The 20,070-nt window shown below is 69.4% G+C and carries 15 protein-coding genes; 6 read left to right on the top strand and 9 right to left on the bottom strand.

The window, feature by feature from the left end:
- Positions 1–5: 5 nt before the first annotated feature.
- Genes G406_RS0107495 through G406_RS45180 form a run of 3 tightly spaced genes read right to left on the bottom strand, consistent with a single transcriptional unit; the run spans position 6 to position 3,360 of the window.
- Positions 6–1,052 (bottom strand): autoinducer 2 ABC transporter substrate-binding protein, encoded by a 1,047-nt coding sequence (locus G406_RS0107495; protein ID WP_037075464.1) that lies wholly within the window; start codon positions 1,050–1,052, stop codon positions 6–8.
- The gene (locus tag G406_RS45185) at positions 1,049–2,548 is read right to left on the bottom strand and encodes a rhamnulokinase (RefSeq protein WP_037075463.1); all 1,500 of its coding nucleotides are present in this window, start codon (positions 2,546–2,548) and stop codon (positions 1,049–1,051) included. Before G406_RS45185 ends, G406_RS0107495 begins: the two co-directional genes overlap by 4 nt.
- Positions 2,545–3,360 carry a DeoR/GlpR family DNA-binding transcription regulator gene (locus G406_RS45180; protein ID WP_051341761.1) on the bottom strand — a complete coding sequence of 272 codons (816 nt, stop codon included), beginning with the start codon at positions 3,358–3,360 and terminating at the stop codon, positions 2,545–2,547. Before G406_RS45180 ends, G406_RS45185 begins: the two co-directional genes overlap by 4 nt.
- 263 nt (positions 3,361–3,623) lie before the next feature.
- Between G406_RS45180 and G406_RS0107480 the strand changes: the two genes are divergently transcribed.
- From G406_RS0107480 to G406_RS0107465, 4 genes are all read left to right on the top strand, one after another.
- On the top strand, positions 3,624–4,424 hold the full coding sequence (locus G406_RS0107480; protein WP_211241058.1) for a beta-barrel domain-containing protein: 801 nt from the start codon (positions 3,624–3,626) through the stop codon (positions 4,422–4,424).
- A 332-nt stretch (positions 4,425–4,756) separates the two neighbouring features.
- Positions 4,757–6,598: an asparagine synthase (glutamine-hydrolyzing) gene (gene asnB, locus G406_RS0107475; RefSeq protein WP_028933368.1), complete on the top strand. Its 1,842-nt coding sequence runs from the start codon at positions 4,757–4,759 to the stop codon at positions 6,596–6,598.
- Positions 6,599–6,616: 18 nt separating this feature from the next.
- A complete protein-coding gene (locus tag G406_RS0107470; protein ID WP_245607039.1) occupies positions 6,617–7,069 on the top strand; it encodes a MarR family winged helix-turn-helix transcriptional regulator in 453 nt (150 codons plus the stop codon).
- A gap of 58 nt (positions 7,070–7,127) precedes the next feature.
- Complete coding sequence (locus tag G406_RS0107465) at positions 7,128–7,844, top strand: alpha/beta fold hydrolase (protein WP_028933366.1); 717 nt, start codon at positions 7,128–7,130, stop codon at positions 7,842–7,844.
- A gap of 112 nt (positions 7,845–7,956) precedes the next feature.
- Here G406_RS0107465 and G406_RS0107460 read toward each other — a convergent pair whose 3' ends face one another.
- Positions 7,957–8,427: a hypothetical protein gene (locus G406_RS0107460; RefSeq protein WP_028933365.1), complete on the bottom strand. Its 471-nt coding sequence runs from the start codon at positions 8,425–8,427 to the stop codon at positions 7,957–7,959.
- A gap of 156 nt (positions 8,428–8,583) precedes the next feature.
- On the opposite strand from G406_RS0107460, the gene G406_RS0107455 reads away from it, so the two are divergent.
- Positions 8,584–9,618, top strand: coding sequence for a magnesium and cobalt transport protein CorA (locus G406_RS0107455; protein ID WP_028933364.1), 1,035 nt, complete (start codon positions 8,584–8,586; stop codon positions 9,616–9,618).
- Here G406_RS0107455 and G406_RS0107450 read toward each other — a convergent pair.
- The 5 genes from G406_RS0107450 to G406_RS0107430 form a co-directional block, all read right to left on the bottom strand.
- On the bottom strand, positions 9,596–10,798 hold the full coding sequence (locus G406_RS0107450; protein ID WP_028933363.1) for an MFS transporter: 1,203 nt from the start codon (positions 10,796–10,798) through the stop codon (positions 9,596–9,598). The two genes, G406_RS0107455 and G406_RS0107450, sit on opposite strands and share 23 nt — an antisense overlap.
- On the bottom strand, positions 10,795–11,448 hold the full coding sequence (locus G406_RS0107445) for a GntR family transcriptional regulator (protein ID WP_281172404.1): 654 nt from the start codon (positions 11,446–11,448) through the stop codon (positions 10,795–10,797). Before G406_RS0107445 ends, G406_RS0107450 begins: the two co-directional genes overlap by 4 nt.
- Positions 11,449–11,771: 323 nt before the next feature.
- On the bottom strand, positions 11,772–17,420 hold the full coding sequence (locus tag G406_RS0107440) for an ATP-binding protein (protein ID WP_028933361.1): 5,649 nt from the start codon (positions 17,418–17,420) through the stop codon (positions 11,772–11,774).
- 261 nt (positions 17,421–17,681) lie between these two features.
- Positions 17,682–18,602, bottom strand: coding sequence for a phosphotriesterase family protein (locus G406_RS0107435; RefSeq protein WP_028933360.1), 921 nt, complete (start codon positions 18,600–18,602; stop codon positions 17,682–17,684).
- Positions 18,599–19,006, bottom strand: coding sequence for a carboxymuconolactone decarboxylase family protein (locus G406_RS0107430; protein WP_028933359.1), 408 nt, complete (start codon positions 19,004–19,006; stop codon positions 18,599–18,601). The genes G406_RS0107435 and G406_RS0107430 overlap by 4 nt, the downstream gene beginning before the upstream one ends.
- A gap of 77 nt (positions 19,007–19,083) precedes the next feature.
- Between G406_RS0107430 and G406_RS0107425 the strand changes: the two genes are divergently transcribed.
- On the top strand, positions 19,084–19,653 hold the full coding sequence (locus G406_RS0107425; protein ID WP_156934712.1) for a CGNR zinc finger domain-containing protein: 570 nt from the start codon (positions 19,084–19,086) through the stop codon (positions 19,651–19,653).
- Positions 19,654–20,070 lie beyond the last annotated feature (417 nt).

Genomic DNA, 20,070 nt, shown 5'->3' with positions numbered 1-20,070 from the left:
TCCGCTCAGTAGTTGAACTGGCCCGCGTTGTCCTTGGTGATCACCAACGGATCACCGAGCAGCAGAGTCTTGGACGCGGCGTCCCAGGTGACGTTCGGCAGCGCGTCGCTGACGTGGTTGGTCGGCTGCAACGCCTTGCCCTGGGCGAGCTGGTCGCCCGCCCACGCGGTCAGGTAGCCGAGCTGCTCCACGTTCCACAGGATCGAGCTGGACGACGAACCGTCCGCCAGGTACGGCTGCATGGACTTGGGCGTACCGAGGCCGACGGTGAACACCTTGCCGATCTTGTTGGCGTCCTTCACCGCCTGCGCGACACCCGGTGCCGACGAGGTGCACTCACCGACCAGCCCGGTCAGGTCCGGGTGCGCGTTCATCAGGTCGGCGGCCATCTGGGTGGCCTTGGCCTGGTCCTCACCCGCGTACACGATGTCGACGATCTGTGCGCCCGGGTACTTCTGCGCGGTGTACTGCTTCTGCACCGCGATCCAGCCGTTGAGGTTCTCGGCGGTCTCCCCGCAGGAGACGATCGCGTACTTGCCCTTGCCGCCCATGGCCGTCATGAGGCTGTCGGTGAGCGCCTGGCCGATCTTCTCGGTCGAGGCCTGGCTCACGAACACGTCCCGCACCGAGTTGGGCGCGTCGGTGTCCGACGTCATGACCTTGATGCCCTTGGCCTGCGCCTCCTTGAGAACCGGAGCCATCGAGTCGGGGTCGTTCGGGGCCACCACGATCACCGAGACACCACGCTGGATGAACGAGCGCACGATCTGGGTCTGCGCGGCGGCGTCCGCCTGCGTCGGACCCTGGTAGAGCCAGGTGACGTCGCCGAGCGCCTGTTCGGCGTTCTTGCCGCCGGTGTTCATCGCCTCGAAGTACGGGATGCCCTGCAGCTTCGGCACGAAGGCGACCTGGGTCTTGCCACCGGAACCGCCGGCCGCGCCGCCCGAGCCCGCATTGTTGTTCTTCTGGGTGCAGCCCGTCGCGACCATGGCGACGGTCAATGCGGCGATCAGGGCGGGGAGCACTGTCCGCTTCTTGAGTGATCTCGTCATTGAGATGACCTCCTGGTTTTCGATTCGGTGCTGCTGGTGTCGGTGAGGGCAGCGGCGGCCGACGCCCAGTCCCGCCCCGGTCGTGGGGTGTACTCGGTGACCTGTGTCGACGCGGCGATCGCGGCGCGGATGTCGGCGAGCCCGCTCAGCTCGCCGAGCGCGGCCAGCTGGACGGCGGCGTTGCCCATCGCGGTCGCCTCGACCGGCCCGCCGTGAACCGGGAGACCGGTCGCATCCGCGGTGAGCTGGCACAACAGCGTGTGCTGCGAGCCGCCGCCGACGATGTGCACCGACCGCGGCGCTGTCCCGGTGACCTCGGTGATGCTCTCGATGACGAGCCGGTAGCTCAGCGCGAGCGAGTCGATGACACATCGCGCGAGGGCGCCGATCGTCGAGGGAACCGGCATTCCGTTCCGTGCGCAGTGCTGTCGGACCCGTTCGGGCATGTCGCCGGGAGCGAGGAACTCGTGCGCATCCGGGTTCACGACGCTCACCAGGCCCGGCTGCGCCTCGGCGAGCTCGGCGATCTGTCCGTAGCTCAGGTCGTGCCCCTCGGCGGCCCACTGCCTGCGGCACTCCTGGAGCAGCCACAGCCCCATGACGTTGCGCAGCAGCCGGATGGTTCCGCCGTAGCCGCCCTCGTTGGTCAGGTTCGCCGCGCGTGCGGCCGGCCCGACCCACGCGCGATCGGTCTCCACGCCCACCAGCGACCAGGTGCCCGAGGAGATGAACACCGAACCGGGCTCGCGGAACGGCACCGCGACGACCGCGCTCGCGGTGTCGTGCGCGGGCGGCACGATGACCCGGCTGCCGCGCAACGCACCACCGAAGTCGCCACGGACGGCGCCGACGTCGGTGCCGGGCGCCACCAGCTCCGGCAGCAGGCCGGTCGGGATGCCGAGCCGGTCGAGCAGGCCGGTCGCCCACTGCCCGGTGCGCATGTCGAGAGCGCCGCTCGTCGATGCGGCGGTGTACTCGGTGGTGACCGCGCCGCTGAGAAGGTGGTGGAACACGTCCGGCATCATCAGCAGACGACGGGCGCCGCTGAGCCGTTCCGGGTGCTCGCGCACGTCGGACAGCAGGCCGAACACGGTGTTGATCGGGATGAGCTGGACGCCGGTGGCGTCGTACAGCTCGTCGGAGCCGACCTCGCGCAGCGCCGCCGCCATCGCGTCGATCTGGCGCGGGTCCCGGTAGCAGGTCGGGTTGTCCACCAGGCTCTCGTCGTCGCGGTAGAGGCCGTAGTCGACGCCCCAGGTGTCCACTCCGACCGAGGCGACCCGACCGGGGCCCCCGTCCAGCGCGGCGAGTCCGTCGAGCACGCCGCCCCGCAGGGTGTCGAGGTCCCAGCGCAGAATCCCGTCGCTCACCGAGGGAGCGTGGTTGAACCGGTGGGCCACCCGCACGCCGAGGCGGGACCCGTCGAAGTCGATCGCGGCGACCCGGCCGCTCTCCGCGCCGAGGTCGACGGCCGCGACCGTCCTCCCCGCGCTCATTCGGTGTCCTCGTCGTCCGGGTCGAGCGGCTCGGTGCCGAGGATCGGCGCGCGGTGCACCGGCACGCCGACGCCTGCCCACCCGGCAACCACTTCGGGTGAGATTCGGTCGTCGGTATAGAGCGCATGTACCTGCTGAGGCCGGACGAACGGGTGCAATGCGAAACGGTCCGCTTTCGATGCGTCGAACATGCCGTACACCTCGTCGCACACGCTCGCGATGAACGCTTTCGTCTGCGCCTCCTCGGCGCTGATCTCCATCAGACCGTGCTCCGGGGACAGCCCGACGAGGCCGAAGAAACCCTTGTGAATGCGGCCTCGCCCGGTCAGCAGATCGCCGATCGGGCCGACCAGCGACTCGGCCGACCGCCGCAGCACACCGCCGGGCAGCAGCACCATGAAATTGGTGCGCTCCATGAACAGTGTGGCCACCCGTAGCCCGTTGGTGATCACCACCAGGTTGCGCCGATCCACCAGTTCGGTCGCGAGGTGGTAACAGGTCGTCGAGGAGTCCAACGCGACGACGTCACCATGTCTGACCTGCTCAGCGGCGGCGCGGGCGATCGCCTGTTTCGCCCGGCGCGCGTGCCGGACCCGCATCGCCCACGCACCCTCGTCGCTCGTGCCGGCGCTCACCGCGCCGCCCCGGACGCGCACCAGCAGATCGCGGTGCTCCAGTGCGCTGAGGTCCTTGCGAACGGTCACGGCCGACACGCCGAACCGCTCGGTGAGCTCGCTGACCGTCACCCTGCCGACGGACTCCAGGTCCAGGAGGATCGCCTGCTCGCGCTCGAACTCACCGAGTGGTCGCACGTCACCTCCCTGCGCTGGGCCGCATACGGCTCGGCCGCGCTAGAAACATGCCACCGGCGAAATCCGGAGTCAACGAAATGAAAGGAAGTGAAAGTGCAGCGGTTTCGCAAAGCTGGTCTATGATCTTCAACACGCGTTCTGCCTGCGTGACGGCCCTCGACGACACGACCTTCACGCGGTAGATGGGGTAGCGTTTCCTTACGTCTGCTAATGAGTTCCGACGCGTCGCGGGCAGACACAGCACGTAGGCCTTGGAGGACACGGTGGCGGAAAACCCAGACGCCGCATCGGAGACGACGGCACAGGACCAACGGAGTGCCCCGCCCGAGACGAGCGGCACCAACGGTTCGTCTCCCGACGCGACCGCGCCGAGCCCGGAGGCGGCCCCGCCGCCTCCCGCGAAGAAGAAGATGCCGCGAGGGCGCCGCAGACTGCTGATCGTCCTCGGGGTCATCGTGGGCATCCTGGCGATCGGTGGCGGTGTCGCCTACTTCCTGTACTCGAGCCAGTTCGTCTCGACCGACAACGCCCAGGTCGACGGCGACAAGATCGACATCAACGCCCCGACGACCGGCACCCTCACCGACTGGTCGATCGACCAGGGCAGCACGGTGAAGACCAACCAGCTCGTCGGCCGGATCACGATCCAGGGCTCCGGCGCGCAGCCGATGATGGCGATCCGCTCGCCCGGCAACGGCACCGTGGCGGTCAACAGCGTGGTGAACGGCCAGTACGTCAACGCGGGCACCGAGCTGGCGACGGCGTACGACTTCAGCAAGATCTACGTGACCGCGCGCGTCGACGAGACCGACGTCGAGGACGTCCACCTCGGAGCGCAGGTCGACATCAAGGTCGACGCCTTCTCCGGGCAACCGGTGACCGGCACCGTCCAGGAGATCCAGGGTTCGGCCGCCGGGGTGTTCTCACTCTTCCCGGAGAGCAACACCAACGGCAACTTCCAGAAGGTCACCCAGGTCATCCCGATCAAGATCGCGCTGACCAACACCAACGGCCTCGCCCTGGTCCCCGGCATGAACGTCACGGTCTACATCCACAAGAAGTAGCCACCCGACACCGCGCACCTCCCGATCACGCCGCGCACTGTGCACACCGCGCGGCGTGATCGCAAGGTGCGCGCTGTGCGCCTGAGAGCGCGCTCGGCCGGCGGGCCTACTTTGGCGCGTAGTGACTGAGGTCACTCCAAAAACTTGCGGGCTCTCGACCTGCACGGTTCTCTTTCATAACGTCCTTAACTTCCTGCGCTCGTGACCCATCCGAGTTACAAGTCTGAAACCTGAGATTTACATAGGCGTCTAATGGAAATCGACGCAGCGTGACCCCTGATCTCGATTTCAGGGCCACAAAGGTGCCGCGCCATCAACCAGTGGAGGTGCACATGTGTGGAATCAGCGGATGGGTGTCGTACGGGCGTGACCTGCGATCGGAGCAGGCGACCGTCGACGCGATGACCGAGACCATGTCGTGCCGAGGACCCGACGACCGGGGAACCTGGGTCGATACGCACGCCGCGCTCGGACACCGCAGGCTCGCCATCATCGACCTGCCCGGCGGGCGTCAGCCGATGAGCGTCAGCACACCCAACGGCGACGTGGCGATGGTCTACTCGGGCGAGGCCTACAACTTCTCCGAGCTGCGCGAGGAGCTCTCCGGGCGCGGCCACCGGTTCGAGACCGACTCCGACACCGAGGTCGTCCTGCACGCCTATCTGGAGTGGGGCGACGCCGTCGCGGAGCGACTCAACGGCATGTACGCGTTCGCCATCTGGGACTCCCGCGAGGACAAGCTCGTGATGATCCGCGACCGGATGGGCATCAAGCCGTTCTACTACTACGAGACCGCCGACGGCGTGCTGTTCGGCTCGGAGCCGAAGGCCATCCTGGCCAACCCGCTCGCCGAGCACACCGTCACCCTCGACGGCCTGCGCGAGCTGTTCGCATTCATCAAGACCCCCGGCCACGCCGTCTGGGAGGGCATGCGCGAGGTCGAGCCGGGCACCGTCGTCACGGTGCGCAGCCAGGGCATCCGCACCACCCGTTACTGGACCCTCCAGACCCGCGAGCACACCGACAGCCAGGAGGCCTCGGTCGCCCACGTCCGCGAGCTGCTGGAGGACATCGTCCGCCGCCAGCTGGTCGCCGACGTGCCGAGGTGCACCCTGCTGTCCGGCGGGCTCGACTCCTCGGCCATGACCGCGATCGCCGCCGCCCAGCTCGCCGAGAAGAACCAGACGGTCCGCAGCTTCGCGGTGGACTTCGTCGGGCAGACGGAGAACTTCGTCCCCGACGAGCTGCGCGCCACACCGGACACGCCGTACGTGCACGACGTCGCGGAGAAGTCACACACCCAGCACCAGGACATCGTGCTCGACTCCGACGAGCTCGCCGACCCCGAGGTGCGGTCCAAGGTCATCAAGGCACGGGACATCCCGATCGGCCTCGGCGACATGGACGCCTCGCTGTACCTGCTGTTCAAGGCGATCCGTGAGCACTCGACGGTCGCGCTGTCCGGCGAGTCCGCCGACGAGGTGTTCGGGGGCTACAAGCAGTTCTTCGACCCCGAGGCCCGTCGCGCCCGCACCTTCCCGTGGCTGGTGCGCCACGACCGGCACTTCGGCGACGACCACACGATGCTGGTCCCGGAGCTGTCCACGGCACTCGACGTGCCCGGCTACGTGCGCGACGCCTACGACACGTCGATCTCGGCCATCGAGCGGCTCCCCGGCGAGTCGGACTTCGAATGGCAGATGCGCAAGGTCTGCTACCTGCACCTGACGCACTTCGTCCGCATCCTGCTCGACCGCAAGGACCGCGCGTCGATGGCCGTCGGCCTGGAGGTGCGCGTGCCGTTCTGCGACCACCGCCTCGTCGAGTACGTGTACAACACGCCGTGGTCGCTCAAGACCTACGACGGCAGGGAGAAGTCACTGCTGCGCGGCGCCACCGCGGACGTGCTGCCGCAGTCGGTGGTCGACCGGGTCAAGTCGCCCTACCCGTCCACCCAGGACCCGCGCTATGCGGTGAAGCTGCAGCGCAACGCCCGTGAGTACCTGGCGACGCCGAACCACCCGGTGTTCGACATCGTGAGCCACGACTGGCTGGCCGGCGCGGTCGACATCGACACGCCGCAGATCACCCAGGCGTCACGCCGAGGCCTCGAAAGGACCTTGGATATCGCGCTGTGGCTGGACATGTACAAGCCGAACCTGAAATTGTCCTGACCCATGACGGCGAGGACGGTGAGCACCGAGGATGCGCTGAGCACGGTGATCGCGATGCATCGGCTGCTGCGAAATCTGCGGCGGGCCAGCGACACCAGTGCGGTTCATCCCACCCAGCTCATCGTCCTCGCCCTGCTCAACCAGCACGGCGCTCAGCGCATCGGCGAGCTGGCCAAGCGGGTGCCCTGTTCGCAGCCGACCGCCACGACCGCCGTCGCTGGGCTCGCAGCCATCGGCTTCGTCGACCGTGCGCCCGACCCGACGGACGGCCGCGCCATCCAGGTGGTCGTGACCACGGCCGGACGCGCCGCGCTGCAGTCCGTCGCACGGGGTGAGGCCGAGGTGCTGACCGAGCTGCTGGCCACGCTCTCCGACGACGACCTACGGCTGTTCCTCGCCGCGACGCCGGTCATCGGCGCGCTCGCCGACAGCCACCCCGCAGCCGAAGGCCGGGTCCCCGACCTCGTGTGAGCTCCCGGATGTTGTTTAATCCCGATTAGGTTCAATGTCGAACTCATCGAGGAGCAGCATGTCCGACACGTTCGTTTTGATCCACGGGGCCTGGCACGGCGGATGGACCTGGCGTCCGGTCGCCGAGCACCTGCGCGCCGCGGGCCACCGGGTGCTCACGCCCACCCTTCCCGGGCTGGCCGACGGCGACGACCCCACTGAGCTGTCACTGTCCGACGTCGTGAACGCCGTCGTCGAGCTGTTCGAGCGCGAGGACCTGCGCGATGTGACGCTCGTGGGACACAGCTGGGGCGGCTACGTGATCACCGGAGCCGCGCCGCGTCTCGCCGATCGGCTGACCAAGCTCGTCTACTACAGCGCGTTCGTCCCGGCCGCCGGACGAGGGCTGCAGGACGAGGTCCCCGACGAACACCGCCAGCTGTTCCAGGCCACCGCCGAGGCCTCCGGCAACAACACCATCACCCTGCCCTACGAGGTGTGGCAGCACGGGTTCATGCAGGACGCCGACGAGCACGTCCAACACCTCGTCCACCAGCTGCTCACCCCGCAGCCCTTCCAGTACTTCACCGAGACCGTCGAGCCGCTGGATCTCGAGTCGTTCGACGTGCCGGTCTCCTACGTGCTCAGCATCGACGACATCGCGCTGCCGCCGGGAGAGTTCGGCTGGGACCGCTTCGCCAAGCGCCTCGGCGTCGACCCGATCACCGCCCCCGGCAGCCACGAAGCTCCCTTCACCCAGCCCGAGGGCCTGGCCAAGGCGCTCCTGGGAGCCTGACCCCTCTCCGCCACGCCCTACCCGGCCGGCAAATCTCCTGGTCAATGCCGTGAGTGGCGAGTGGTCCTCTGGGACCACTCGCCACTCACGGCATTCTTCCGGACCGCGGCGGCTACGCGGACTCGGGCTCGTGCCTTCCGGTCACCGTGTCCACCGCTTCGCGGGCGAAGCGCTGCGTCGCACGGGCCGCGCGCTCGCGCGCCGCCCAGGTCTCGATGCTCATCCTGCCGAGCGCCTCCTCGGACGCGTCGTGCATCTCGTCGACCACGAACTCGACCTGGTTGTCCAGCCGCTCGGTCGCGTCGGCGACATTGCGCAGCACGTCGGCGACCCGTGGCTGGCTCCGAATCCGCCGGAGCGTGCCCTCGCCGCGTTCGGCCAGGTCCAGATACGTCTGGTGAGCCTTGCCGATCACCTTGACCGCGCGCACCCGCGCGTCGGCCACCGTCTCGCTGACCTTGCTCACGGTCAGCTCACCCGCGCCGAGGCACAGCACCACCGGCACGCGCACCAGCGCGAACTGCGCCGCCACCGCCGCGCCGGCTCGGGTACCGGCGCTCGCGTTCTGTGCATCAACCATCATTAGCGCCCCCTCTCGGACTCTACGTACTCGACGGTAGGCGTATGCACCGACAGTTACGAGCAACAGTGACGTCTGCCGGAGGTGGCGTTGACCACGTGAACAATCGCCCGCCGCGGCATGCTGATCGCAGAGGCGCTCGCAGAACAGAGGAACCGCATGTCACTGGTCGACAACGTGATCTACATCGACGGCGAGCGGGCCGTTGTGCCCTCGTCACTGGCGGACACCTACGACAAATTGCAGGACTGTCCTCAGCAGGGTCACAGTTTCTGCTGGATCGGGCTGCTGCGCCCCACCGAGGCCGAGATCCTGTCCGTTGCCAAGGAGTTCGACCTGCATCCGCTCGCGGTCGAGGACGCCATCGACGCCCATCAGCGCCCCAAGCTGGAGCGCTACGGCAACACCCTGTTCGTCGTCCTGCGACCGGCGCGCTACGTCGACCCGGTCGAGGTCGTCGAGATCGGTGAGCTGCACCTGTTCCTCGGCCCCGGCTTCGTGGTCGGTGTCCGGCACGCCGAGGAGCCGAACATCAAGGAGGTCCGCAAGCGCCTCGAGGAGGAGCCCGAGCTGCTCAGGCGAGGCCCCTACTCGGTGCTCTACGCGCTGCTGGACAAGATCGTCGACGACTACGGCCCGGTGCTGGACGGGCTGCGCAACGACATCGACGAGATCGAGGTCCAGGTCTTCGACGGCGACCCGGGCGCCTCCCGGCGCATCTACCAGCTGACCCGCGAGGTGATCGAGTTCCAGCGCGCGGTCGACCCGCTGCCGGACATCCTGATCATGCTGCGTGACCTGCTCAAGGAGCACGCGAGCGAGGACGATCTCGAGCTGCGTCGGATGTTGCGCGACGTCGCGGACCACGTGACCCGGGTGGTGGAGCGCACCGAGTCGTTCCGCCAGCTGCTGGCGAACATCCTGACGGTCAACGCGACGCTCGTCGCCCAGCGGCAGAACGACGAGATGACCCGGTTGACCGAGGCCAGCTACAAGCAGGGTGAGCAGGTCAAACGCATCTCCTCCTGGGCCGCCATCCTGTTCGCCCCGACCCTGATCGCCGGCATCTACGGAATGAACTTCACGCACATGCCGGAGATCAACTGGGTCCTCGGCTATCCGATGGCGATCGGTTTGATGCTGCTGATGAGCCTGATCCTGTATCTGGCGTTCAAAAGGCGGAGCTGGCTGTGACCGGCAGGTGCGCGCGTGAGTGCCGCGCGATGACCGCCGTGCCCAGCAGCGCGATGACCGCCAGACCGCTCAGCAACACCGGGTAGCTGGCCACCGCGTTGAGCAGCTGCAGGACCGAGGGCACCAGGAAGCCGACGTAGGCCAGCGCGTAGTAGATGCCCGTCAGGCCGGCGAGCTCGTCGGGCCGCGACATGCGTTGCAGCTCCAGCAGACCGGACACGACCGCGATCCCGTACGCGGCACCGAGCACGATCGCGGCTCCGAGCGCCACCAGCGGCGACCCGATCGTGGCGGCGATCGCGCTCACCGCCAGCCCCATCGACATCACGATCATCGAGACGACCACCGCGCGAGCGCTCGTCTCCCGGTCGAGCCAGCCGGCGACCGGTTGGATGAGCACACCCGCACCGAGCGTGCAGACCGTCACCAGGGTCGAGTACGGCAGTCCCCAGGAGCCGAGACGCTCGCCGACGAGCTGCGGCATGATCGCGTAGGCCACCCCCGCCGAGCCGAAGATCCACGGGGCCATCGGGATGACCACCCTGAGGAACCTGGGGTGACGCGCCCCGCCGAACCGCGAGCCGGCCTCCGCGCCGGTCGGAACCGTCGTCGGGGCCGCGCGGGTCCCCAGCACCAGGACCGGCACGACGACCAGCGCGACCAGGACGTGCACCAGGTAGGGGACCTCCATCGGCCGGGGCCCCCACTGCGCCAGCACTCCGGCGACGCCGGGGCCGACGCCGAAGCCCAGTGTCAGCCACAGGGTCGCCCGGCGTGCCCCCGAGTCGGCTCCGGACTCGTCGAGGTCGGACAGCTCCTTGATCCAGGTGGAACCGACGGCCATGGCGACCGCCACCGCGATCCCGGTGAGGAACCTGCCGAGCGCGATCCAGGTCGAGCCCCACTCCCCCATCGCCAGGAACACGCTCGCCACCAGCGACAACACCGTTCCGGCGATCATCACCGGCCGCCGCCCGTAGCGGTCGGACAGTCCGCCGGCCATCAGCAGCCCGGGCACGAGCCCGAAGACGTACGCGCCGAGCAGCGAGTCGACCGCGAGCGCGGACAACCCGTGCTGCCGGTACATGATCAATAGCGGGGTGAACTGGTTGCCGCCCCAGCCGCAGCAGAACATCGCGGCGGCAACCGGCTTCCAGTACCCGGACCTGCGCGCGCTCATCGCCGGTGTGTCCTGTCCAGGTGCGAGCGCAGCGCCGAGGCGAACTCCGCGTCGTCGCCAGCCTCGATGATGCCGACCAGCCGCTCGTGGTCGGTGACGATCGGCAGGAGCTCCTCCGGCACCGGGCCGAGCGCGAGCATGCTCATCCGCCGCTGCCGGTCGGCGAGACCCGCGTAGAAGCGGATGGTGAGGTTGTTGCGGCCGGCCGCCACGATCGTTCGGTGGAACTTCTCGTCGGCCTCCGCGAACGCGGCGAGATCGCGCGCCTCGGCGTGCTCCCGCTGGAGCCGCAGCACCGTCCTGAGCCCGGCCACCGCGTCGGCGACCAGCTCGGGGCGCCGCAACAGCCGGCGGACGGCGGCTGTCTCGATCGCCTCCCGTGCATCCAACACGTCCTCCGCCTCGCCAGGCGGAACCGGCACCACGACCGCGCCGCGTTTGGGGATGAGCCGCAGCAGGTCCTCGGCCTGCAACCGTAGGAACGCCTCACGCACCGGCGTCCGGCTGACGCCGAGGCGCCCGGCGATGTCGCCCTCGCTGAACAGGTGCCCACCGGGCAGTTCGCCGGTGAGCACGAGCTCCTTGGTCAGGTCGTAGGCGCGCTCCGCGGCCGGGAGCGCGTCCGGTTCGATCTCCGGTGAGCTGTTCACGACGCGAAGCGTACAAGCATCAATACAAGCTTGTATCTATGGCAGTCGACACACCGTCTCACGCCGGTGAGGTGGGAAATAAGAAGGGGCCGGAGCTGCCGCCCCCGAGACGGCTACTCCGGCCCCCGCGGCCACCTATCCGCTCCCCAGCGACAAGTGGCGGGTCCGTTGGTGACAGTGTTGCCCGCCCTGCCGGATGGGAACCACGATCACGTGCTAGACCACCCGAACGGACGCATCGAACCGGCCCTGGGGAGAACACAAGGCAACGAACAGATGACAAGCGGTTGCCGAACGGCGTGCCCGTTCGGCAACCGCTGCCCTCAGCGTTCGGTCTGCGCGAGGGTGCGCGCCATGCCCCGGCGCACCGCGTCGACCAGGTACGGCCGCAGCTCGGTCGGCGGCACGATCCGGTCGACCGAACCGACCCGCTGCGCGCGTTCGATGCTGTGCTTCGTGTCGAACTCGTCGGCGACCTGACCGAGCTTCTCCGAGCGCACTCCCGCACGGACACCGACCAGCTCGGTGCGCAGCCGCGCGGTGTCGGCCTCGCGGCGTTCCTCCACCGCCTCGGCGATCCGCGCCTCCAGCTCGGACACCCGGGGATCGGCGGCGGTGCGCTTGTTGACCTCACCGGCGAACACGACCGCCGCCGCCGGCGCGCCACCGAGGACCGAGGCGTACGAGCCCTCGACCGCCGCGACCTCCATGTTGTCGTTGAGCGTCCCGGAGAACACCACGAACGCGCCGCCGTGGTAGCGGGACACGACACAGAACACGATGGGACCGTCGAAGTTCACCACGGCCCTCCCGATCTCGGCGCCGTACTCCAGCTGCAGCCCGCGCAGCGACTCCGGTGAGCCGTCGAAGCCGGACAGGTTCGCCAGCACGACCAGCGGGCGGTTGCCGCTCGCCGCGTTGATCGCCCGCGCGGTCTTCTTCGAGGAACGCGGGAACAACGTGCCCGCCGTCCACTGTGACGGCCCGTCGATCGGCGCCAGACCTCGCCGGGGCAGCGGGCGTGACTCGATACCGATCAGCGCCACCGGTTGGCCGTCCAGGTGCGCGTCGAACACCACGACCGACTCGGCGTCGTGCATGTCGACCCACCGCTCGAGTGGAGCGTGGTCGGCATCGGCCACACCGCGCATCAACGAGCGCATGTCGAACGGCTTCTTCCGCTCGGCGTTGGTCTCCCTGGCGAAGATCTCCCCCAGGGTGGCCAGATCACAGCCCGGGCCCGAGTGCGACGACACGGTGATGTCGCGGTCCGCCGGGTCGACCGACTTCGCCGGTCGCGGGAACCGCTCCCCCTGCTGGATGTACGTGTGCTCGTAGTGCGCCAGCAGCACGTCGACCGCGCCGGACAGGTCGGGCGCCCAGTACTGCGCCTGGCCGTTCGGGCCCATGATCCGGTCGTAGCCGCCGATGCCGAAGTTGTCCTCGGCCGACACACCACCGGAGTAGTCGAGCGCGTGCTTACCGGTCAGCACCATGGTCGAGTCCGGCGTCATGACCAGGATGCCCTTGGTGTGCATGAGCATCGTGGCCTCGGCGTTCCAGTACGGCTGGGCGCCGACGTTGATGCCGGTGACCACGATGTTGATCTCGCGGCCCTCCTGGGTGAACTCGATGATCCCGCGCAGCACCCGCGAGATCCAGTCCATGTTCTCGGTGCCGGACTCCATCGCGATCCGCGCGCCGGAGGACACCGCGAACCATTCGACCGGGGCCTCCAGCTCGCGGGCCAGTGCCAGCGCGGCGAGCACCCTGGCGCATTCGGCCTCGGCCAGCGACCCGAGTCCCTTCGTCGGGTCGCCCAGCAGCACGACCCTGGTCATCCCCTCGGGATAACGTTCGGTCGCCGTGGTCACGACACCGAGCACCAAGTTGGCCGTGTTGCCGCCCGGGGCACGATCAGCCGGCCTGGCGACGCCGTCCGCGTCGAGGTCGTACTCGACGAACCGGCCCGCCGCACCGCCCCGGTCCGGCGACCGGGTCAGCAGAGCCACCAGCTCGTACGGGTAGACCGTGCCACGCTGACGTGCCCTGATCACCTTCTGCGCGTACGAGTCCAGCTCACGTAGCGGGGCGTTCGGCGGCTCGGTGACCCGGACCGTCAGGCCGGCGCCCGGTGGCCGGGACATGCGCAGGGTCAGCTCGCGCGGCTCACCCGCGTCGGTGCGGCCAAGCTCGGCCGACCGGAACTGCACGATCACCTGGTCCAGCCCGAGGCCGTCGGAGCGCGGTGCGAGCTTGCGCACCACCTCGTCGAGCTCGGCCAACGGCACGTCGATCTCCGGCCACACGTAGAGCAGCACCCGGTTCCAGGCCAGCTTCGCCAGGCTCGGATCGGCGGAACGCACCGCCCGAAGGCTGTTCAGGCAGGCGTCCAGCCTGCGCTCGAACTGCGGGATGCTACGGATCCGGCCCTTCTCGTCGCGCACCATGGTGATGTCCCGGACGTCCGCCAACGCCACCAGCCGCCGGTCGTCGGCGACCTCACGTCCCTGGGCGTGGAACAGATGCACATCCGGCGCGGACGCGAGCCGGGTCAGGGTGAAACCCTCGTAACGGCGCAGGCCGAGACGCTCAGCGACCAGCGGGTGCAGACCGCGCAGCGTCACGTCCTCCACCGGTTCGCCGTCGGCGCCCCGGTGGAAGGTGAACCAGGTCGGTCCGCTGTGCTCGCCGTCGGCGCGGCGCACCGCGACCGCGACCCTGGCGACGACACTCGGAATGGTGCCCAGCCGTTGCCGGATGCGGCCCGCGCGTGCGTCCGGGTCGGCACCGGCGGAGTCGTCCGAGGTCACGTAGAGGTCAACCAGCGCGGTGTTGCCCTCGGGCAGCGCGGAGATCATCTGGTGCAGGTCGGTGGCCACGGCCGACGGGCCCTCGGCCCCGTCGTTCGTCGTGCTGTCGACCACCGTGGCGAGCACGGTGAACCGGTGGTCACCGTGCTGGTAGGCGGCAGTCAGCAGCGGCCGTCCGTCGTGCTCGACGACCCGGAACTGGTCGAGTGGACGAATCCGGTAGTAGCGCCGGGTCATCACCTCCAGCATCGCGGCGTGGTGCCGCTCGCTGAACGCGCTCAGGATCGGCTCGCCGGACGCCACCAGCGCGTCGATCTGCGCGGCCCGCGCGGCCGGGTCGGCGGCAAGGTGATCGAGCTGCTCACGCACCTCGCGTTGTGCCTCGGCTCGTTCGGCGGCGACGATCGGCGCGTCGAAGCAGTGGTAGCGGACCTGCCTCGCCAGGTCACCCACCATCGGGTGCCTCAGCTGGGTGGCGGTCACCAGGCGTTCGAGCACCTGGCGATAGCCCTGCCTTGTGTCCTCGGGCAGCGAGTCGGGATGACGCAGCCGCCATTGCAGCAGGTTGGCGACGACCGGCGCGTGCGCTCCGGCTCTGCGGTGGGCCAGGAACATGCGGTACAGCGCGGCACCCAGCTCGGCGGACGGTTCGAGATCGGTGATCCCGTAGTGCGCGAGCGCGCGCCGCAGTTTGATCAGGAACGACTCCGGCAGTCCCTCGGCCTCGGCGTCGCGCGAGCGCAGGTAGGCGTACAGGAACTCCTGCGGGTTGCGTGCCGAGTCCCCGTCCACGGCGGACTCCTCGCCCGCCTGGTCGACCCGCCGGTTGCGCGACAGGGCGCACAGGTCGGCGAAGATCTGCAGGACCGCGACCTCGCCGGCCAGCACCCCGGCGTGGTCCTCGGGCAGTTCCCGGCGCGCGGCGTCGAGCCCGGCCAGCAGCGGCCTCGCCTCACGCTCGTCGATGTCGAAGCCGAGTACCAGCGCGCGTAGTGCGGCCAGTGCGTCGTCCGCGACCGCGTCGGCCGGGGCGTCCACGGCCGCGTCACCACTGTCCGCCACGTCCAGCAGGGCGCTGAGGTCGGCCCGCTCGACGTCGGCGGCGGGAGCATCCGCGTCGCTCTCTTCGGGGGCAGGCTCCAGCCGGATGAGCTTCGTCCCGCCTTCGACCTGTGTATTCGCCGGGACCAGCACCTCGGCGACCAGACCGGCCACCGGAGCACGCAGCGCCGTCTCCAGCTTCATCGACTCGACGATCGCCACGACGTCGCCCTCGGCGACCTGGTCACCCGCGCTGACCGGAATCGCCACGACCATCGCCGGGGCGGGCGCGCGCACGAGTCCGACCTCGCCACCGGAGATGCGGTGCACCGCGCCGTCCACCTCGATGAGGTAGTCGGGGCCCTGCGCGACCGAGAGCACGCCGAAGGTGTGCACGCCGCCGACCCCGGTGGGACCGTTGACGGTCAGCCTGCGCTCGAACCGGCCGGTGCTCTCGACGTCCACGTCGACGGCACGGTCGTCGAGCACCACGCGGTAGCGGTTGCCCCGTGTCCTGGCCACCCGCAGCCGGTAGGCCTGCCCCGCGGCACGCACGTCGACCTGGTGCCAGGTCTCGTGCCCCACCTCGGGGCGGCCACGTTCGGCCGAGCTGAACAGCCGGTCGCGCTGGCGCTGGACGTGCGCGTCGTGCGCCTCCACGGCGGTGGCCAGGAGCGCGACGTCCAGGCGGCGCGGCGGGGTGTACCCGTCGGCCATCATGGTGTCCAGCCACGTGGTGTCCAGCTCGCCGGAGCGCACCTCGGGGCGGTCCAGCAGGTCGAGCAGGAACGCCTTGTTCGTCGTGCCGCCGTCGATCACCGCGGCGGTCTGGCGCAGCGCGCGCCGCAGCCTGCCCCGTGCCTCGTTGCGGTCCCGACCCCACGCGATGACCTTGGCGATCATCGAGTCGTACTGCGGCGGGATCACGTCGCCCGCCGCCACGCCGGTGTCGACCCGGATGCCCGGCCCGGTGGGCAGCACGAGGTGCTCGATCAGCCCGGGCGCCGGCGCGAACCCGCGCTCCGGGTCCTCGGCGGTCAGCCGCGCCTCGATCGCGTGGCCCGAGGCCGAGGGTGTCTCCGGCGCGATCTCGGCGAGCGTGCCACCGGACGCCACGTGCAGCTGCAGCTTGACGATGTCGACACCGGTCGTCACCTCGGTGACCGGGTGCTCGACCTGCAGGCGGGTGTTGACCTCCAGGAACGACAGCAGCCGTTCCTTCGGCTCGTACAGGAACTCGACGGTGCCCGCGTTCACGTAACCGGCGGCCTTCGCCAGAGCGGCCGCGGAGCTGCGCAGCAGCGTCTCCTGCTCGGCGTCCAACGCGGTCGACGCGGACTCCTCGAGCACCTTCTGGTTGCGGCGCTGCACGCTGCAGTCACGGATGCCGAGCGTCCACACCTCACCGTCGGCGTCGGCGACCACCTGCACCTCGACGTGGCGCCCACCCCGGATCGCCCGCTCCAGGAACACGGTCGCGTCACCCGCGGTCTTGGCCGCCTCCGAGCTGGCCCGCTCGAACGCCTCGTCGAGCTCGTCGGCCGTCCTCACCAGACGGATGCCGCGGCCACCGCCACCGGCCGTCGCCTTCACCATCAGCGGATAGCCGATGGTCGCCGCGTGCTCCCGCGCCTGCGCGACGTCGGCGACCGGGCCACCGCTCCACGCCGCGAGCGGCACCCCGACCTGCTCGGCGAGGCGCTTCGACTCGATCTTGTCACCGAGCCTGCGCATGACGTCGGCGGACGGGCCGACGAAGGTGATGCCGAGCCGCTCGCACAGCTCGGCGAACTCCGCCTTCTCCGAGACGAAACCCCAGCCCGGCCACACCGCGTCCGCACGGCAGGCACGCAGCGCTCGCTCCAGCTCGGCGTAGTCGAGATACGGGTTGACGCCGAACGTGGCGCCGTCGGTGTCCGCCGGACCGATCAACACCGCCTCGTCGGCTTCCCTGACGAACATCGCTCCCCGGTCGACCGACGTGTAGACCGCGATGGTCCGCACCGGGGATCTCCCCTCGGCGTTCCACTCGCGCACGGCGTTGATCAGCCGCATCGCCGGCTCGCCCCGGTTCACGATGGCGAGCCGCCGGAAGACGGATCGGGTCCCTTGACTCATGTAGTGCTCATCCTCGCTGGCCGGCCGGGCCCACTTGAACTGCCCACTCGTTCGCCGTCGAGCACACGATGCTCGTCGACGTTGTCCTGGTCACCGGTGATGTTGCTACGGATCCGGCGGCGACGGCCACCCCTGAACGACGGTTTTTGCGCAGGGGTACCCAGCGCCGTCACTCCCTTCGTCCACAACCCTCACCGGCTGGGGAGAAGGCTCTCATGCCCCCACCCCCGCGCAGGCACTGTGGGCGTGTGAAGTTCGCGGTCACCTCCAGTCGTTCGCGAATGCCCTGGCCGGATTGGTCACCATCATCCGCCGCACCACGTCCTCGCCGAGTTCGCTGGTCAGCCTCGGGCGCATCGTGCTGAGCAGGTACGGCATTCCCGGCCCGCCGTCCGTGGCGGCCCTGGCCGATGCGGTCGTGGTGTCGCCGCCGAACAACAACCGATCGGAGCAACCGAACTCGGCCAGCGCGACCAGCGACTCGAACAGGCGCCAGTCGGACTCGTGGTTGGCCCGGGACGGTCCGTCGAACGCCAGGAACACGCCGGCCGCGGCGACCTCGTGGTACATGCCGAGATCGGGTGAACGGTTCAGATGGCCGAGCACGACCTTGGCCGGGGGCACGCCCAGCCGGACGCAGAGCAGGTCGACCACCAGCGCGGCGGCGGTGCCGCGTTCCAGGTGCACGCCGATCGTCGCGCCCGTCTCGCGGTGCGCCTCGGCGGCCGCGGTCATCACCCAGCGGGTGTGCCGACTGAGGCTGTGGAAGTCACCGGCGACCTTGATCATCCCCGCTCTGGGGGTCGCGGGCCCTTCGCCTTCGATGCCCTCGGTCAGCTCGGTGACGAACAGCTCGGCCAGGCCGGACCGCAGCCCGGCGAGCAGCTGGGGGTCGTAGTGCGCTTCCTGGTGAAGACCGGTCGCGGCGACGACGTGCGCCCCGGCCGCCTCGGAGACCGCCACCAGATCACCGGCCCTGCGTCCCAGCCCGTGCGGGGTCCAGTGGATCACCGTGTCGCCGCCCGCGTCGCGGAAGGCGGCCAGTTCGGCGATCGCCGCGTCCTGGTCGTCCAGCTCCTCACCGGCCAGCCTCGGCATCCGCAGGAACAGGTGGTCGTGCGCGTCGGTGACGCCCAGCTGTTCCGGCGCGACATCACCGAGAACCGTGCGGACGGTGCTCATCGACCGGCCTCGTCGTCCAGGGCCGCCGTGGCCACCCGCAGTCCGGCGAGGGTCTTCGGCATCCCGATGTAGGGGGCGAGGTGCACGAAGACCTCGAGAATCTCCTGCTTCGACATCCCGACCCGGAGGCTGGTCCTGACGTGCCCGGTGAGCTGAGGGTCGACACCACCGAGCGCGGTCAGTGCCGCGAGGTTGACCAGCTGCCGGTCGCGCAGCGACAGGCCGTCACGCTGGTAGGTCCCGCCGAACAGGGCGGTGATGACCCAGTCGGCGAAACCGGGGACCTGGCTCTCCAGCATGCTCGACCAACCGGCGCGGGTCTGTTCGTCCTGCAGCTGCTCCAGCAGTCGATAGCCGGCGTCCCGGTCCAGTACCGCCGGAGAGATCTCGTTGTTCTCGGCCACGCTCACTCCTCTGTTCAATGTAACGCTTGACCCGTTACACCATACACAGGTAACGGCTGAAGCGTTACACTTTTCTGGTGAGCACCAAGGACTTCCGGTTCGACTGCGGCGCCACCTGGCTCAACCTGCTGGCGACCAGCGGACAGACCTTCAGCGCGCGACCGATCGAACGCATCGACACACCGGAGCGGCTGGCCGACTGGCTCTCCCGTTGCGAGCTGGCACCGGAGCACTCCCCCGGTCCGTCGGATCTGGAGCTGGCGGTCTCGGTTCGGGAGACGGTGCGTGCCGTGGCGCTCCCGACAGCCACCGGCACGCCGGTTCCCGCTGTGGCCGTCCGCGCACTGGCCAAGCTGTTGAGCGACCTGCCCGCCGACGTCCGGCTCGCTCCCGGCGACGCACTGCTCCGGCGGCCACCCGTCGACACCGCTGAAGCGCTCGGACGGATCGTGCGTCAGGCGGTCTCACATCTCACCGGAGTGGAGCGCCATGACCTTCTCGTCTGCGCCGAGCACGACTGCCAGGGGATCTTCATCGACCCCACCGGCCGACGCCGCTGGTGCCCGGCGCCGGCGTGCGCCAGCCGGGGACGGGTTCGCGCGCTGCGGGCCCGACGTCAGCAGGCCGGTGCCGGTGCCGGTGAGTGACTCGGGGCGGCAGGGCGTACTCCCGCTGATTCTTGCTGTGGTCATCCCCGCTGGCTTTTGAGTGTGCTTGGCGTGGCCGCCCGCTCTCAACCCCCGGCTGGCGCCGGCCTCGCGCTCGTTCCTGGTTGCACGGGCTCGGGGGCGAGGTTTCAGGGTTGACAGCGGGCGGCCACGCCAAGTGCTTAGCCAGGATCGCGGGGATGGGGCAGGTGTGCGTGCATGCCGTAGGTGGTGGCGGGCCGATGGCGCCGTTGTTGCGCATTGGGCTGCGCCCTCGCGCGTGCACGTAGTCCCAGGAGTCTCTGCGGTCACTTCTGTCACGCCTCGCAGAGCTACGTGTTGCGTCGCAGATGTTGGAACATGTGCGACGCGACATGAGCCTCTGCGAAGTCACCCCGGGCGTTACGCGTGTGACAG

It is taken from the genome of Actinospineispora spinosispora DSM 44797, from assembly GCF_000429025.1.
GTDB lineage: Bacteria > Actinomycetota > Actinomycetes > Mycobacteriales > Pseudonocardiaceae > Pseudonocardia > Pseudonocardia spinosispora.
Note: the sequence above shows the minus strand (reverse complement) of the source record. Positions and strands in the feature narration are given on the sequence as shown.

Bases quoted from the DNA above. Each gene is read 5' to 3' on its own strand.
- G406_RS0107495 (WP_037075464.1), bottom strand. From the start codon at position 1,052: ATGACGAGATCACTCAAGAAGCGGACAGTGCTCCCCGCCCTGATCGCC.
- G406_RS45185 (WP_037075463.1), bottom strand. From the start codon at position 2,548: ATGAGCGCGGGGAGGACGGTCGCGGCCGTCGACCTCGGCGCGGAGAGC.
- asnB (WP_028933368.1), top strand. From the start codon at position 4,757: ATGTGTGGAATCAGCGGATGGGTGTCGTACGGGCGTGACCTGCGATCG.
- G406_RS0107465 (WP_028933366.1), top strand. From the start codon at position 7,128: ATGTCCGACACGTTCGTTTTGATCCACGGGGCCTGGCACGGCGGATGG.
- G406_RS0107460 (WP_028933365.1), bottom strand. From the start codon at position 8,427: ATGATGGTTGATGCACAGAACGCGAGCGCCGGTACCCGAGCCGGCGCG.
- G406_RS0107455 (WP_028933364.1), top strand. From the start codon at position 8,584: ATGTCACTGGTCGACAACGTGATCTACATCGACGGCGAGCGGGCCGTT.
- G406_RS0107450 (WP_028933363.1), bottom strand. From the start codon at position 10,798: ATGAGCGCGCGCAGGTCCGGGTACTGGAAGCCGGTTGCCGCCGCGATG.
- G406_RS0107440 (WP_028933361.1), bottom strand. From the start codon at position 17,420: ATGAGTCAAGGGACCCGATCCGTCTTCCGGCGGCTCGCCATCGTGAAC.
- G406_RS0107435 (WP_028933360.1), bottom strand. From the start codon at position 18,602: ATGAGCACCGTCCGCACGGTTCTCGGTGATGTCGCGCCGGAACAGCTG.